At 66.2% G+C, this 15,469-nt stretch carries 15 protein-coding genes; 5 read left to right on the top strand and 10 right to left on the bottom strand.

What is annotated here, in order from left to right:
- Positions 1 to 53: 53 nt before the first annotated feature.
- Both RBB46_RS01800 and RBB46_RS01795 read right to left on the bottom strand, forming a co-directional pair.
- Complete coding sequence (locus RBB46_RS01800) at positions 54 to 1,538, bottom strand: NAD(P)/FAD-dependent oxidoreductase (RefSeq protein WP_306027123.1); 1,485 nt, start codon at positions 1,536 to 1,538, stop codon at positions 54 to 56.
- 65 nt (positions 1,539 to 1,603) lie between these two features.
- On the bottom strand, positions 1,604 to 2,104 hold the full coding sequence (locus RBB46_RS01795) for a cupin domain-containing protein (protein ID WP_306027122.1): 501 nt from the start codon (positions 2,102 to 2,104) through the stop codon (positions 1,604 to 1,606).
- Between the two features lie 290 nt (positions 2,105 to 2,394).
- Between RBB46_RS01795 and RBB46_RS01790 the strand changes: the two genes are divergently transcribed.
- The 4 genes from RBB46_RS01790 (at position 2,395) to RBB46_RS01775 (ending at position 6,051) form a co-directional block, all read left to right on the top strand.
- Positions 2,395 to 3,387, top strand: coding sequence for an AraC family transcriptional regulator (locus RBB46_RS01790; protein ID WP_306027121.1), 993 nt, complete (start codon positions 2,395 to 2,397; stop codon positions 3,385 to 3,387).
- A gap of 324 nt (positions 3,388 to 3,711) precedes the next feature.
- Complete coding sequence (locus RBB46_RS01785; protein ID WP_306027120.1) at positions 3,712 to 3,942, top strand: hypothetical protein; 231 nt, start codon at positions 3,712 to 3,714, stop codon at positions 3,940 to 3,942.
- A 200-nt stretch (positions 3,943 to 4,142) separates the two neighbouring features.
- Positions 4,143 to 5,273 carry a PA0069 family radical SAM protein gene (locus tag RBB46_RS01780; protein WP_306027119.1) on the top strand — a complete coding sequence of 377 codons (1,131 nt, stop codon included), beginning with the start codon at positions 4,143 to 4,145 and terminating at the stop codon, positions 5,271 to 5,273.
- 106 nt (positions 5,274 to 5,379) lie between these two features.
- Positions 5,380 to 6,051 carry a ribonuclease HII gene (locus tag RBB46_RS01775; protein ID WP_306027118.1) on the top strand — a complete coding sequence of 224 codons (672 nt, stop codon included), beginning with the start codon at positions 5,380 to 5,382 and terminating at the stop codon, positions 6,049 to 6,051.
- Between the two features lie 75 nt (positions 6,052 to 6,126).
- Here RBB46_RS01775 and RBB46_RS01770 read toward each other — a convergent pair whose 3' ends face one another.
- From RBB46_RS01770 to RBB46_RS01735, 8 genes are all read right to left on the bottom strand, one after another.
- Positions 6,127 to 6,606, bottom strand: a complete 480-nt coding sequence (locus tag RBB46_RS01770; RefSeq protein ID WP_306027117.1) for an ATP F0F1 synthase subunit B — start codon at positions 6,604 to 6,606, stop codon at positions 6,127 to 6,129.
- 10 nt (positions 6,607 to 6,616) lie between these two features.
- On the bottom strand, positions 6,617 to 7,168 hold the full coding sequence (locus tag RBB46_RS01765) for a F0F1 ATP synthase subunit B (RefSeq protein WP_306027116.1): 552 nt from the start codon (positions 7,166 to 7,168) through the stop codon (positions 6,617 to 6,619).
- 117 nt (positions 7,169 to 7,285) lie between these two features.
- Positions 7,286 to 7,513, bottom strand: coding sequence for a F0F1 ATP synthase subunit C (locus RBB46_RS01760; RefSeq protein ID WP_067220716.1), 228 nt, complete (start codon positions 7,511 to 7,513; stop codon positions 7,286 to 7,288).
- A gap of 78 nt (positions 7,514 to 7,591) precedes the next feature.
- Positions 7,592 to 8,350, bottom strand: a complete 759-nt coding sequence (locus RBB46_RS01755) for a F0F1 ATP synthase subunit A (protein WP_306027115.1) — start codon at positions 8,348 to 8,350, stop codon at positions 7,592 to 7,594.
- 85 nt (positions 8,351 to 8,435) lie between these two features.
- Positions 8,436 to 8,795 carry an AtpZ/AtpI family protein gene (locus RBB46_RS23260; RefSeq protein WP_336623122.1) on the bottom strand — a complete coding sequence of 120 codons (360 nt, stop codon included), beginning with the start codon at positions 8,793 to 8,795 and terminating at the stop codon, positions 8,436 to 8,438.
- Between the two features lie 431 nt (positions 8,796 to 9,226).
- Complete coding sequence (smc, locus tag RBB46_RS01745; RefSeq protein ID WP_306027114.1) at positions 9,227 to 12,691, bottom strand: chromosome segregation protein SMC; 3,465 nt, start codon at positions 12,689 to 12,691, stop codon at positions 9,227 to 9,229.
- Positions 12,692 to 12,775: 84 nt separating this feature from the next.
- The gene (locus tag RBB46_RS01740; protein ID WP_306027113.1) at positions 12,776 to 13,414 is read right to left on the bottom strand and encodes a DsbA family protein; all 639 of its coding nucleotides are present in this window, start codon (positions 13,412 to 13,414) and stop codon (positions 12,776 to 12,778) included.
- A gap of 197 nt (positions 13,415 to 13,611) precedes the next feature.
- Positions 13,612 to 14,184, bottom strand: a complete 573-nt coding sequence (locus RBB46_RS01735) for a DUF721 domain-containing protein (RefSeq protein WP_306027112.1) — start codon at positions 14,182 to 14,184, stop codon at positions 13,612 to 13,614.
- 166 nt (positions 14,185 to 14,350) lie between these two features.
- Between RBB46_RS01735 and mutY the strand changes: the two genes are divergently transcribed.
- Complete coding sequence (gene mutY, locus RBB46_RS01730; RefSeq protein ID WP_306027111.1) at positions 14,351 to 15,445, top strand: A/G-specific adenine glycosylase; 1,095 nt, start codon at positions 14,351 to 14,353, stop codon at positions 15,443 to 15,445.
- Positions 15,446 to 15,469 lie beyond the last annotated feature (24 nt).

Raw genomic sequence — 15,469 nt, 5'->3', positions numbered from 1 at the left:
CGGAGATCGACGGGGCCGGAGCAATCCGGCCCCGTTTTCGTATCCCCCACCCATCAACTGACGGAGTAGGCCGGGGCGCTTTCGAGAAAACGGCCATAGGCTTCCGCATCCGGCGGCAGGAAGGTCTCGGCAAGCGGGTTCCGCCGGCGCTGGCTGGCGCCGATATCGGAGAGAAGTTCGTCGAGGTGACGGAAGTGGTAAGGCGCCGAACACAGGCCGCCATAGATCCGGGCGGCCGGGCGTACCGACTGGCGCCACGCCATGTGTTCCTCGATCCAGCGGGTCATTTCCCTCTCATCCGGCTGGTTCTCGAGCTTCCCGTCGGCGTAGCGCACCAGCCACTGGGCGGCGATGTCGCTGGTCAGCACGGTGGCAAAGCTCGAGTTGAACCCGACGAAGCCGAGATCCGGCACATCCGGATTGACGATCAACCGGTAGAGCCGGTACTGGCCGTCGGGCGCAACGAGCGCCTCCCGCGTTGCCTCGTCGAGATAGGGCACGCCGAGTTTCCAGCCGACCGCCTGAATCGCCAGATCGAGGGGGATTCGCTCGCCGCCGGAGAGCACGACCTCGCCGTTCTCGTAGCGCTCGAACGTGCCCTGGACGGCACGGATCCTGCCCTTGCGCACCAGGTCGAAGAACCCTTCGGTGGCGATCGGCAGTCCGCAGGCGATGGTGCTTTCGATCGGCTGGCCGGGGCGCAAGCCGAGCCGCTTCAGTCCGAACTGGGCCGTCAAGAGTGTCTCAAGGCCCCGCCAGTTGGCCCAGACAAGCGGCTTGGTCAGCGCCCGGACCGTGCGGGCCACCCGTCCCTCGCTCCAGGGCGGGAACATGCACTCGGAGGCGCGGCAGTAGAGGATATGCTTGAAATTCACCAGGCCACCGAACCGATAAGGCACGCGCCAGACCGGTTCCAGATAGACGATGCTAACCTCCTCGGCACCTTCCTTCACCGCGTTGACGGCAACATCCGTCGCCGACTTGGAAAAGCCGAGGACGACGACCTTCCTGCCCCTGACCAGCGCCGGATCGGTGTATTCGCTGGAATGGAGGATGCGCCCGCCGCCGTCGAGAAACGCCTCCTCGCCCGGATGATGCAGGCGGTTGGGGTCGGTGAAGGTGCCGCTCGCGACCACGACGAAGTCGAAGCCCTCGCGAGCGCGGGTGCCGTCCCGGCTCTCGACCTCCAGGTCCCAGCCACCGCCGTCGCGTCGCTGCATGGCCGTGACGCTTTCGCCGAAGCGGATCAGCGGCAGCAGGTCGAAGCGTTCGGCGAACGCCGTGAGATAGGCATGCACCTGAGCCCCGCTCGGCCATTCCGGATAATCCTTCGGCATGGAAAGACCGGTATAGCGGTAGAGGTCCTTCGGGCTCTGGGTGCGGATGCCCGGATAGGAGCGCGACGGGGCCCACACCCCGCCAAGCTCCTGGCTGCGTTCGAGCACGGTAACCTCGTGCCCCTTGTCCCGAAAGGCGCGTGCGGACGCAAGTCCGCTGACGCCGGCGCCGATGACGCAAACGCGCTTGCGATTGACCATGGTTCCTGTCCCTGCTTGCCTGGAAACGGCGCCCGCCCTGGCGGGCACACCGCGAGACGCCCGGCTCAGACCTTCAGTTCGAGCGGATCGAAGACCATGTCCTCGGGCTTGAGGAAGAAGACTTCGCGCAGGGCCGACTGACGCACGACTTCCGCCGGATCGCCAAGATTGTGCAGGTTGTCGAAGAGCTCGCGCAGGCGGCGCGCGGGACTGACCCAGAAGATCGCCCGGGCCGGCTTGTCGGTGAGATTGTAGTAGCCGTGGGGAATGCCCATCGGCATGCGCACGACATCGCCCGGATGCGCCTGATGGTGCTGTCCGTCGAGATAGAGGTCGAAGCGACCCTCAAGCACATAGATGAACTCGTCCTGGGTCGGATGGACGTGCGGCGGCACGAACGTGCCCGGCGGGTCGAGCGTCTCGAAGGAGAAGCAGGCCTCGCCTTCCGTCTTCATCCAGTAGGTGTGGCCAAGAATGCTCCACTCCACCCCGTCATGGCCGGTTCCGGCCCGGGTGATGCCCGGATCGGTGTTGACCTTCACCATGTTGGCGATTGCCTTGCTCATTCGAAGTCTCCCCTCTGGCGCGCATCGCGCGCATCCGTCCTCTGGTGCGGGCCGTGCATGCACATCTGATCGCGGTGCCGGCTCTTGTTCGCATCTCCAATGAAAGCGCGTGTCCGCGCACGGCGTCTATCCGCAAAACGCTGCCCCTGTCCGTTAAGCGCAGCTTGCCACGCATTTTGCCGGCTCGCCGACGCGGATGACGGGCCCCGGTCCCCGTGCTAGGCTTTTTGACAACAAGGACCGAAAACGGTCCGGCCTCCAGAGGACGGATTTGCCATGACGGGTGCGCCATGACGGCGGCGCGCGTGCCGCTTGCCGACTACGGGAAGGTGGCCACGCGGGACGTCCACCAGGCGGCCGAACAGGTCGGCCGCATTTTCTGCGCGCACCGGCTTGCGCCCCTCGACCGCGCTCCGGGTTTCAACGCGCTCCATAACCACTGCCGTTTTCCCGGCGGATCCATCAACTACGTCGCCTATGGCGGGGATGTCGAGATTGATCCCGGTTGCCTGGAACGCTTCTTTCTCCTGCAGATCCCGCTGAAGGGGGCGGCCGAGATCCGTTGCGGCGGCAGGACGACCGAGACGAGCCCCGGGCAGGCGGCCTCGCTCCTGTCCCCGACGCAGCCGTCCGTCATGCGCTGGCGCGCCTCCTGCGGCCAGTTGATCCTCATGCTCGACCGGGCGCCGATCGAGGCCGCGGTCTCGGAACTCCTGCAGGAGGATGTCGGCGAACTGGTGTTCTCCCCCCGGGTACGGCTCGATAGCGACTTCGGCCGCACGCTCTTCGCCCAGGTCTCCCGACTGGCCGCACGGGCGGAAGCGGGCGGCCTCGAAAACCGGCGCGTGCTGGAGAGGATCAGCGACACGATTGCCCAGGCCCTGATCTGGAACCAGGACAGCAACCGCCGCCTGCTGCTGCTGAAGAGCGAAGATCGCACGCCCCTGCCCCCGGCGCGCATCGCCCGGGCGCTCGACTATCTCGACGCCCATCTGGAGGATCCGCTCGACGTGGCGGATCTTGCCCGTCATTGCGGCTGTTCCATCCGGGCCTTGCAGGCCGCCTTCCGCCGGCATTGCGGGGAAACCATCACCGCAACCCTGGAGACGCGCCGTCTTGCCCTGCTTCGCGAACGCCTGCTTTCCTGCGACAGGGATTACAGCGTGACCGAGCTCATCCACGCCTGCGGCTTTTCACATCTGGGACGTGCAGCGCTCGCCTATCGTCAGGCCTATGGCGAACGCCCGAGCGACACGCTGCGCGCATCAAAAGCCTACATGTGAACGGCTCTCCGCAGGGAAACGACAAGGAATCCGCGTATTATTTTGAATCATTGAAAACAACACCTGATAATAATTACAATAAATCATGAATATCCCCCTATATTCAACTTGATACCATCTGTCGAATAATTCAGAATATTGAAAATAAAACCCTATTTCTCCTCAACTACCCGAGAATGGACATTTTATTTTCTCCAATTCTCCTTTTCACGATCATGTTTTAGACCGACTTAGATTTCACCTTTCTTCCCGTGAACGGCCCACGCCGCTCACAGGTTGGCCGGCTCAGGGCCGTGCCACGCCAGAACCGGAAGGACTCTGACCATGAAGAGACTGCTCATCGCCCTCGCCGCCGTTACCTTTTCCGGCGCGGCCGTCGCTCAGGGAGCCAGCTTCGCGGACATCGATGCCGACCAGAGCGGTGACCTGACCTATGCCGAGGTGACCGCGGTCGCCCCCGAAGTCACGATGGAGGCTTTCTCCGCAGCCGACGCCGACCGCAACGGGTCGCTCTCGGAGGCCGAGTTTGCCGTTCTTGCCGGCAGTGGCGGGTAACCCCCTCCCAGATCGCCACTGCTGATGCCGCCGCCCCGCCTGACCAATGCCAGGCGGGGCGGTCGCGCTTTCCGGCAAGAGAACCCGGGGCATCTGCTCGCGAAAGGCGGGAACGATGCCGAATCCGGTTCTCAGTCGCCTTTGTTCCTGATATGTTCCTGATCAACCCATTCGGGACGACAGTGGAGCAGGCGACAGGCATGCGTGCCAAAAAGGTGAAGCCCGACCTTTCCCCAAGCAGCGAGGTCAAGAGCGATATCGCCGATATCGATGCGCATCGCGGGCGTGGTCGCGGGGCCGGTCTCAACATGGCCGGCCGCTACGAGCGCGAGAGCATCGAGGCCTTCGATGACGGCTGGGGGACACTTGAAACGCTGCCGCCGTTCAAGACCCATCTCCAGGAAGAGCGCGCCCGGACGATCATCACACGCAACGAATCGCCCGACATTTCCTTCGACCGCTCCATCAATCCCTATCGCGGGTGCGAGCATGGCTGCGTCTACTGCTTCGCCCGGCCCAGCCATGCCTATATCGGCCTGTCGCCGGGCCTGGATTTCGAGACCCGCCTGACGGTCAAGCCGAATGCCGCCGAACTTCTGGAGCGCGAGCTGTCGCGTCCCGGATACACACCGCGCACGATCGCGATCGGCACCAACACCGATCCCTACCAGCCGGTCGAGCGGGAGCAGAAGCTGATGCGCGACATCCTGTCCGTTCTCGACAAGTGCAATCACCCGGTCGGGATCGTGACGAAATCGGCGCTTGTGCTGCGCGATGCCGACATCCTTGCATCGATGGCAGAGCGCGGTCTGGCGCGCGTCGCCATCTCGATCACCACGCTCGACCGCAAACTGGCGCGGACGATGGAACCGCGCGCGGCAACGCCCCAGAAACGCCTGGACGCTGTTCGCGGCCTCTCCGAGGCGGGCATACCGACCTCGGTGATGGTGGCGCCGGTCATCCCGGCCCTGACCGATTCGGAGATGGAGCGGATACTGGAGGCGGCCTCGCAAAACGGCGCGGCGGGCGCCGGATACATCCTGCTTCGGTTGCCGATCGAGGTCAGCCCCCTGTTTCGCGACTGGTTGCTGCGCCACCGGCCCGACAGCTACCGCCATGTCATGAACCTGATCCGCTCGATGCGCGGCGGCAAGGACTATGACGCGGAATGGGGCAAGCGCATGCGCGGCGAAGGCCCTTATGCGAAACAGCTCGCCAACCGCTTCGCACTTGCCTGCAAGCGGCTCGGGCTGAACCGGACGCGCAAACCGCTTGCAACAGACGCCTTCATCCGGCCCACCGCCGGCGGCGTCCAGCTGCAGCTCTTCTGAGCGCGCGCTGTCAAACCGGCCAAGCCAGGTCGCGTCGACGGCAAGTTCCCGTGGATGACAGGGCAAGGCGGCTTGCGGCACGCCGGTCCGCCGCCGACGATGCGACATGGACTTTTCACTCCAGACCGCCCTGCATCTCGATCTCCCCTCCCGTCTCTCGCCGAGAAAGGAGGCCCGCCTGGCTGCGGGTTTCGAGGGTCGCCTTGCCGGGATCGACGAAGCCGGTCGAGGCCCGTGGGCGGGCCCGGTCAGCGTTGCCGCCGTCATTCTCGACCACAAGGCACTGCCCCGGGGGCTGGACGATTCAAAGGCGCTTGCCGAGCGCGACCGCGAGCGGCTCTACGACGAGATCCTCGCCAGCGCGACCGTCGCCATTGCCTTTGCCTCGCCGAAGCGGATCGATGCGCTGAACATTCGCGCAGCGACACTGGAGGCCATGACACGGGCGGTACGGGGGTTTTCGACGCGCCCCGCCGCCTGTCTGATCGACGGGCGCGACGTACCGCCGGGCCTGCCTTGTCCCGGTCAGGCTGTCGTGAAGGGCGATGCGCGTATCCTGTGCATCGCCGCCGCCTCGATTGTCGCCAAGGTTGCCCGCGACCGGCTGATGCGGCGGATGGAGGCGGTTCATCCCGGCTATGGTTTCGCCGCCCACAAGGGCTACGGCACAGCCGCTCATGCAGACGCACTGGACCGGCTCGGCCCCTGCCCGCTGCATCGCCGGAGCTTCCGCCCGGTGCGCGCCTGGATCGAGGCGGCGACCGGGGACAGCACCTGAGTCGAGAATGCCGGCCTCAAACGAAAACGGCCCCTTGCGGGGCCGTCTCAATCCAACGAGAGAGAACAAGACGCGTCAGTTGAGGCGCGACTTCACTTCCTCAATGCTCTTGGCCAGAAGATCGTCACCGACGGCGCCCGAAACCTTCTTGGAAAGGATCGTCTCTGCGGCGGCAATCGCGATGTCTGCCGCGCGGCCACGCACCTCGGCAATCGCCTGGCTCTCGGCCTGGGCGATCTTGCGCTCGGCCGCGCTCGTGCGGCGCGAGATCATTTCCTCAAGGGCGGTGTTCGCCTCGAGCGTCAGGCGATCCGCCTCGCGCTTGGCTTCCGCGACAATCCCTTCCGCCTCGGAAACGGCTTCCTGGCGGCGGCGCTGGTAGTCAGCAAGCAGGGCCTGGGCTTCCTCGCGCAGACGGCGGGCATCCTCAAGCTCCTTGCGGATGGTGTCCGCACGCTTGTCGAGCGACGCACCGATTGTCGCCGGGATCTTGAAATAGGCAATCAGGCCGAGAAAGATGACGAGGCCGACCAGAGCCCATGCTGAAGCGTCCATCAGGCTGTCCTCACTTCATCGCCGTTTCGACGGCCTTGGTAAGTTCGGTCTTGGTCGGCGCCTTGCCGATCAGGGCCTCGACCAGTTCCGACGTCGTGCCGGTGGCGATCTCGCCGACATTCTCAAGCGCGGCGCGCTTGACGTCCCCTATCCGGGCCTCGGCTTCCGCCAGCTTCGCGGCAAGCTCGCCCTCGGTCGCGGCGCGGCGGGCCTCGACGTCGCTCTTCAGCTTGTCGCGGGTTTCCTGGGCGATCTTGTGGGCGTTGGCACGCGCCTCCGCCAGGGCCTGCTCATAGGCGGCTATCGCGGCGTTGCTCTCTTCGTTCAGGCGGTTCGCTTCCGCGATGTCGCCCGCGATGCGGTCGCGGCGATCCTCGAGGATGCCACTGATACGCGGGAGGGCAACCTTGCTCATGATCCAGTAGAGCAGCCCGAAGGTAATCGCCAGCCACAGGATCTGCGACGCGTAGGTGGTTCCGTCGAACGGCGGAAACGTTCCGGGGGAATGCGCGTCGGCGGGCACCTGGGTGCCGGACGTGGTATCGGCGCTAGTCGTGGCCATCTGTCTCTCCAATGCCGCAGCTTACGCTGCATCGCGGCGGCCGCGATGCGATGACCGGGCACGACAGGCGCGCCCGGTCAAAAAGCTCGCGTCGCTGACGCAATTCGACGTCCTAGATCAGACGGCGAAGAGCAGGAGAAGAGCGACGAGAAGCGAGAAGATGCCGAGCGCCTCGGTCACGGCAAAGCCGAAGATGAGGCGGCCGAACTGGCCATCGGCGGCAGACGGGTTGCGCAGGGCGCCCGACAGATAGCTGCCGAAGATGTTGCCGAGGCCGAGAGCGGTACCGGCCATGCCGAGACAGGCGAGACCCGCACCGATGTACTTTGCTGCTTCAGCTTCCATGACACTTGCTCCTTGAGATGAGTTTGCAGCGACGAAACGACGGCTCCGCCTTATTGCGGAGCCGAACCATACTGACTTCTAGTGGCTCGGATGCAGCGCATCGTTGAGGTACATGCAAGTCAGAACCGTGAACACGTAGGCCTGAAGGAAGGCCACGAGGAACTCCAGGCCGGTCAGCGCGACCGTCATCGCCAGCGGCAGGATCGACACCATCGGGCCGAAGATGCCCAGGCCTTCCGCCGCGATCAGCGAGGTGACGAAGCCGGCGAACACCTTCAGGGTGATGTGTCCCGCCAGCATGTTGGCGAAGAGACGAACCGAGAGGCTGACCGGGCGCGACAGGAACGAGATGATCTCGATCGGCGTCACCAGGAAGAACAGTGCCGGGGGCACGCCATCCGGGGTGAACAGCTTGAGGAACTTCAGACCGTGCTTGGCGAAGCCGTAGATCATCACGGTGCCGATGACCAGCATGGCCAGCGCGAAGGTGACGATCAGGTGGCTGGTGACGGTGAAGAAATAGGGGAACATGCCGATCAGGTTGGCGATCAGCACGAACATGAACAGCGAAAACACCAGCGGGAAGAACCGCATACCCTCGTTGCCGGCCGAACTTCGCAAAGTGTTGGCGACGAACTCGTAGGACATTTCCGCCAGGGACTGCCAGCGCCCCGGGACGAGGCCGCGACCACCGGTCGACAGCATCAGGAACGTCGCGACGACGGCCGTGGTGGCGACCATGAACAGGGCGGAATTGGTGAAGGACAGATCGAGGCCACCAACCTCAATCGGGACGAGATTGATGATCTTGAACTGGGAGATCGGATCGTTCGCCACCGGGTCGGCCCCTCTTTAGCGGTCGCATTTCGCGCGCACGCGCCGTGTTCTGTTCGCGCAAAAGCGCCATGATTCTGGTTTCAAACTATCCGTCGTTCATCCTGTCCTTCTGCTCCGCCATCAAACCGGCGGAACGCAGGACATTCAGAACGCCCGCGACGAAGCCCAACAGCAGGAAGACGATCAAGCCCCAGGGGCTTGTACCGAACCCTTTGTCGATCATCCAGCCGATGGCCGCCCCGACCAGAATGCCGGCGACAAACTCCGTCGACAGCTTCATGGCCTGCGCGTAACCGTGACCCGCACCGGAGGAACCTTCCTTGTCCGCCGCGGCGGATTTGGTGGTTCTTTCCTCAAGCGAGCGCACCAGCCGGTTCTTTCGCTCGGACAGTTCAGCTTCCGTCGGCCGTTGAGCGTCGCCTGGTCCGTTCTCGTCCGGAGACATCACCTACCGTCCCCTTTCCTCGATACGCACCGGCCAGCGCCGCCTGCCCCTGGAAGCCGGGCGCACCATAGTCGGCACCCCTGCACCTGTCAAGAACGCTTGCATGACGCGTAACATGTTGAATTCAATACCTAATCACTGTCCAAACATAGCGTGATCGGGCTTTTCCGGCAGAGGGCGCGCGGCGATGCCGCAGTGCGACGCAAGAGCCGCGCATCGCGTCCTGGCGCGAGAAACCGCAGGATGAGGACCCGGCGGGCCGGCAAGCGCCGAAACCGGAGCCCGCGCAAGCCTCATATCCCAGGGCTTTCCTCGCCTTCCACGGTTTCACGGGCGTGCCGCATCCCGGAGCCCCCCCTTGCACGGGTCGGTCGGAATACCGCGAATCGAACCGCTTCCGCCGCCGCCTTTGGCAAGTCCTGCCGGTGCCCCTAGCCGGCTTCGCGAAAGCGCTCCGCGGTTTCCAGGTCGACGGAGACGAGCTGCGAAACCCCGCGTTCGGCCATGGTGACGCCGAACAGGCGGTTCATCCGCGCCATGGTGATCGGGTTGTGGGTGATGACGACGAAGCGGGTCGCTGTCGAGCGGGTCATCTCGTCGAGCAGGTCGCAGTACCGCTCGACATTGGCATCGTCCAGCGGCGCATCGACCTCGTCGAGCACGCATATCGGCGCCGGATTGGTCAGGAACACGGCGAAGATCAGCGCCATGGCGGTCAGCGCCTGCTCGCCGCCCGACAGCAAGGTCATTGTCTGCGGCTTCTTGCCCGGCGGTCGGGCAATGATCTCGAGGCCCGCATCCAGCGGGTCCTCCGCGTCGACGAGCTGCAACTCGGCCGTGCCTCCGCCGAACAGGTGGGTGAACAGGCGCTGGAACTGCGCGTTGACCGTCTCGAAGGCCGCGAGCAGGCGTTCGCGCGCTTCCCGGTTGATGTTGGAAATCGCGCCGCGCAGCCGCTTGATCGCCTCGATCAGGTCATCCCGTTCGCCGACCAGGGTGCCGCGCTGCGTCTCGATCTCGGAAAGTTCGTCCTCGGCGCGCAGGTTGACGCCGCCAAGCCGTTCGCGCTCGGCCTTCAGTCTCTCGACGCGCCGCTCGATGCCGTCCGGCTCGGGCAGCGGCGCCCCGTCCTTCAGGCCGGCCAGCCGGGGCAGTTCCGAAACCGCCGCTTCCAGCGCCTCGTCGATCCGTGCCTCGACTTCCGCCTTGCGCCCGCGCGCCGCCGTCAGCCGTTCTTCCGCGCGAATGCGGCGCTCGCGCGCCTCTCCCAATTGCGAAAGCGCGGTCTGCGCCTCCGTGTCGGCGGCACGCTGCGCAGCCTCGGCGCCGAGCAGAAGATCGTCCGCGGCCCGGCGAGCTTCCTCGGCAGCCGAGATCTCGGACAGCAGGGCCCGGCGTTTCAACTCGATATCCTCTGGCGCCTCGATGAGCGCGGCGCGCTCCTCTTCCGCCGTCTCGATGCGCTCGCCCAGCACCTCGATCTGCTGGCGCGCGCCGGAGGCACGTTGCACCCAACTCGCCCGCTCGCGGCCGATCGCTTCCATCCGTCGGCGGCGCATGTCCGCCTCCCGGGCAAGGCCGTCGGCAGCGGCGCGCTCGCGCGACAGGGTGGCGCGCGCCTCGGCCGCCTCCGCCCGGGCCGTATCGATCACCCGCGACAGGTCACCATCGCCCGTCATATCTGCAAGTGCCGCCTCGGCGCTCGTCACCGCCTCGCGTGCCTCGCCAAGATCGGCCTCCAGCCGCGCAACGCTCTCGCGCAGGCCCGCCAGCCTGGCCTCCGCCTCCGCATGGGCCCGCTCCAGGCGCAGCACGTCCTGGCGCGCGGCATCCGCCGCCCCGCGCGCGGCCTTGACCTCCTGGCGTGCGGCCTCCTCGGCCTCGCCGGCGCGGGCGAGCCTTGCCCCGGCATCCTCGAACGCCGCGCGCAATGCCGTCAAACGCTCGGCGCCTGTGGCAATCTCCGTCTCCAGCGCGACCAGACGGTTCTTGCGCGCCAGGCGCTGTGCGGCCGCGGTCGGTGCATCGGCCGCGACGGTGAACCCGTCCCAGCGCCAGACCGCCCCGTCCCGGTTGACCAGCCTCTGTCCGGGTTGCAGGAGGGACATAAGGCGAGCTCCCTCCTCGCCTTCGACGACACCGATCTGGGCCAGCCGTCGCGCCAGCGCCTGCGGCGCCTCGACAAAGCGGGCCAGTGCCTCGGCGCCCTCGGGCAGCGCCGGATCGGAAACTCGACCTGCCTCGCCCCGGTCCGTCCAGCGCATCGGCGCGTCGCCGCCAAGAGGCGCATCCAGATCCTCGCCAAGCGCGGCTCCGAGCGCCGTCTCGTACCCGGGCACCGCCGACATCGCATCGACGACCGGCGGCCAGTCGCCAACCTGTCCGGCAGCGAGCACATCGGCCAGCGTGCGCGCCTCGGTCTCCAGCCGGGAGAGCCCTGCTTCCGCCTCGGCGAGCGGCATGCGCGCCGCTTCCAGCTCGGTGCGCCCGGCCCTTGTGCGTTCCTCGGCGGTCAGCGCCAGCTCCTCCGCGGCATCCAGCCGTTCTTCGGCGACGATCAGCGCCTCCCGGCCAAGTTCGAGGTCCGGAGCGCCTTCCAGTTCGCTCTGCAGGCCGGAAAGCTGCGCCGCCGCCTCGCCATGCTGTCGGGCCAGCCGGTCGGACCTCTGGCACGCTGCCTGATGTGCCTCGGCCAGTTGCTGGCGCCTTGCATGAAGCGCGGCCTGTTCCCCCGTCAGCGTGGAAAGGCGCTCCTCCGCCGCCTGCACGGCCTCGCCGGCGGCCTCGACGAGAAGCGCTGCCTCGGCCGCGCTTTCCTCCTCGGCGAGGGCCTCGCCGCGCAGGTCCTCCTCTTCCTCGGCAAGCCGGGCGAGATGCTCGTCATTCTCGGAGATCAGCGCCTGCTCGCGGGCGATGTCCTGGTGGAGCTGCTGCAGGCGCCCGGCAAGATCGGAAAGCCGTTCGCGCACCCGGCGCTCTTCCCCGTCAAGCTCGTTGCGCGCCAGGACAAGACGCTGCACGGCAGCTCCGGCGCGGGCGGCGGCGTCACGCGCCTCCGGCACCTTGTAGGAGGCGATCGCCTGGGCCTTTGCCGCCTCGGCCTGACGGGCCGCCACGTCGCGCACGCCGTTCTCCGCCTCGGCGAATTCCGCATCCGCTGCAGCCAGCCTGTCCCGGCAATCAATCCAGCGCAGGTAATAGAGCGCAGCCTCGGCCGAACGGATTTCGGCGGACAGGTTGCGGAACCGGCTTGCCTGGCGCGCCTGCCGGCGCAGGCTGTCGAGCTGGCCGTCGATCTGGACGAGCACATCCTCCAGCCGATCGAGATTCTGTTCCGCCGCGCGCAGGCGCAGCTCCGCCTCGTGCCGGCGCGAATGCAGGCCGGAAATGCCGGCCGCCTCCTCCAGGATCTGCCGCCGGGACGTCGGCTTGGCGGCGATCAGCTCGCCAATCTGTCCTTGCCGGACGAGGGCCGGAGAGCGTGCGCCCGTCGAGGCATCGGCAAACAGAAGCTGCACATCGCGGGCACGCACGTCACGAGCGTTGATCTTGTAGTTGGAGCCGGATTCGCGTTCGATGCGCCGCGTCACTTCCAGCATGTCGGCATCGTTGAAGCCGCTCGGCGCCGTGCGGTCGGCATTCTCGAGGAAGAGCGTGACTTCCGCCGTGTTGCGGGCCGGGCGGTTGAGGCTGCCGGAAAAGATCACGTCGTCCATGCCGGACGCGCGCATGTTCTTGTAGGAATTCTCGCCCATGACCCAGCGAAGGGCCTCGACAAGGTTGGACTTGCCGCAGCCGTTGGGACCGACGACGCCCGTCAGGCCGTCGCCGATGATGAACTCCATGGGCTCTACGAAGGACTTGAAGCCCAGGACGCGCAGCTTGTTGAACTTCATGGATGCGGCGTCGCTGGGATCTGGCGGGAAGCGCACGCGAAACGGCGCAGGCCCGCGCCTGTCGCGTTTCGCGCCGAAAGCCCCCTAGAGGTACTTCGCGGCTTCCTTGTCGAGTTGCTCAACACTGATCGCACCGCTTACCTTGTTTCCGTTGAAGAAGAAGGTCGGCGTGGAGTTGACGCCGAAGTCCGATGAGGCACGGTCGCGCGTCGCGTTGATCCCGTCAAGCAGAGCCTGATCCGTCAGGGTCTTTTCGAAGCTTTCCTGTGTAAACCCGATCTGCTTGGCGAAATTCAGCAGCGAATTGTAGGGATCGTTGCTGAAGGCCCAATTGCGCTGCTCGGCGAACATGACGTCGATCACGTCGAAATATTTTTCTTCCGGAACCGACCTGGCGAGCATGAAGGCGGCCGCTGCCACCGGGTCGAGCGGAAACTCGCGGAAGATGAAGCGCGCCTTTCCGGTCTCGATATATTCCTTCTTGAGGTGCGGATAGGTGGCCTTGTGGAAATTGGCGCAATGCCCGCAGGTCATCGAGGCATATTCGACGATGGTCAGCGGCGCGCCTTCCTCGCCAAGAACCTTCTCGGGCAACGTGCCAGGCTCCAGCAACTTGTCCATGTCCACCGACTGGGCCAGTGCCGGAAGCGCTGAAAGCGCGGTGCCCGCAGCCAGAAGTCCGGCGGAGGAACGGAGGATCAACTGTCGGCGGTTCAAGGTCACGAGCGCTATCCCATCTCAGTGCGTTTGTCGCGAATATGCACAAATCCTTGCGCGAAACGGCGCATGGCCGCAGCAGGCTGTTTATCGCCTTTCACGCATGCGTCAACCGACACGCAGAATATGGCGTCTTTGGGAGTGCCGGAAGAGCGATCGCCATCCGTCGATCACAACCTCGAGAGCAGAAGAAAGAGACGCCCTCAGCGGGACTTGGCAAGGACGGCGCGGCCGAGCTTTTCAAGGGCGGCTCCCAACGCGGTGCCCTCGACCGGACGCAGCACATCGGACAGTTCCGCCTCCTCCGCACTCGTCAGTGCCCTGAGCCTTGGCGGAACCTTGCGGCGCGGCGGGGTCAGCGGCCGCTGCAGGATGCGGATCCGCCCGACCGCGGCCCAGCCGAAGAAGCCGTTGATCCGCTCGATCACCTGCGGCATGTCGTGGGTCAGCATCAGCGCCGTGGCGCCGTCGGTCTGGACGGTGAGTGTCGCCGGACGCGCCTGCCCGTCCGCATCGTCCCTGTCGCCGCGCTCGCGCGGCCAGTCGAGCCGCGTCGGCTGGACCCGTCCGGCATAGCGCTCGCCGACAATGTCGGGCCAGTCGGCAACAAGATCGGAGGCGGCAAAGCCGCGTCGCCGGCACGCCTTGTCGAGGCTGGACCCGATCAGATCGGCCAGCGGACGCGCACGTGTCACCCGCCGCATGTAGGCGCGGGTCTGCGTACCCTGCCCCCGCGCGGCCGGACGTCCGGCCCCTTTTGCCTGCGAATCGCTCATCAATCGAGTGTCGCCCGTCAATTGCGACCCTTTTGCGACAAAACCGGTCAAACTTCCCGTTGTTTCGGCCGGCTGCCCCTTTGCGCAAGCCCCAATCCACAGGCCCGCATGCCCGGGATGCGAAAGACACTTGAAATCGCGGCCCGCCACCCGATCCTGTGTGCCGATGACCATGCCGGACCATGCTCCCTCCCCCGACCTCGCGGCCGACCTGCTTGCCTGGTACGACGCCCACGCCCGCGCCCTGCCCTGGCGGGTGCCGCCAGGGTCGCGGCAGGCCGGCGCGCGCGCCGACCCCTATCGGGTATGGCTGTCGGAAATCATGTTGCAACAGACGACCGTGCAGGCGGTCAAACCCTACTTCCTCGACTTCACCGCACGCTGGCCGACGGTCGACGATCTTGCCCGCGCCGACGAAGCCGATGTGATGAAGGCATGGGCGGGGCTTGGTTATTACTCCCGGGCCCGCAACCTGAAGGCCTGTGCCGAAACCGTGGCGCGCGAACATGGCAGCCGGTTCCCGGACACGGAGGAGGCGTTGCGCGCGCTGCCGGGCATTGGCCCCTATACGGCCGCTGCGATCGCAGCGATTGCCTTCGACCTGCCGGCGACCGTGGTCGACGGCAATGTCGAGCGGGTGATGTCGCGGCTCAGGGCGATCGAAACGCCGCTTCCCGCCGCCAAGGCCGACATTCGCGCCTTTACCGCCGAACTCGTGCCACGAGAGCGGCCGGGCGATTTCGCCCAGGCGATGATGGATCTCGGCGCCAGCCTGTGCAGCCCGCGCCGGCCCGCCTGTGCGCTGTGTCCCTGGTCGGCCCCTTGCGCGGGGCGCGCGGCCGGCATCGCCGAGACGCTGCCGCGCAAGGCGCCCAAAGCACCCAAGCCGACGCGGCGCGGGATGGCGTTTGTGGTGACCCGCGCCGACGGGGCCGTACTGCTGCGCAGACGCCCCCCGAAAGGCCTCCTTGGCGGCATGAGCGAGCCGCCCGTCAGCGCCTGGAGCGAGGACGCGGGCACTGATGACCTTGCCCTCGTGCCTGCGGAACTTGGCGGGATGAAACTGCGCTGGACGCGTATTGCCGGCGACGTGCGTCACACCTTCACCCACTTCCATCTCGAACTCGGGATATGGCGGGCGGAGGCTCCGGCATCGCCGGCCATACCGCCCGGGCACTGGTGGTCGAGCCCCTTGGACCTTGCCGGTGAAGCGCTGCCCACGGTGATGCGCAAGGCCGTGGAGGCGGGCCTGAGGCGCTGAGGACGGCGCGGCTTTCACCGTCCG

This window comes from Stappia sp. MMSF_3263, assembly GCF_030733745.1.
Classification (GTDB): domain Bacteria; phylum Pseudomonadota; class Alphaproteobacteria; order Rhizobiales; family Stappiaceae; genus Stappia.
The sequence above is the reverse complement of the archived record's forward strand: the minus strand, read 5'-3'. Positions and strand labels throughout refer to the sequence as shown.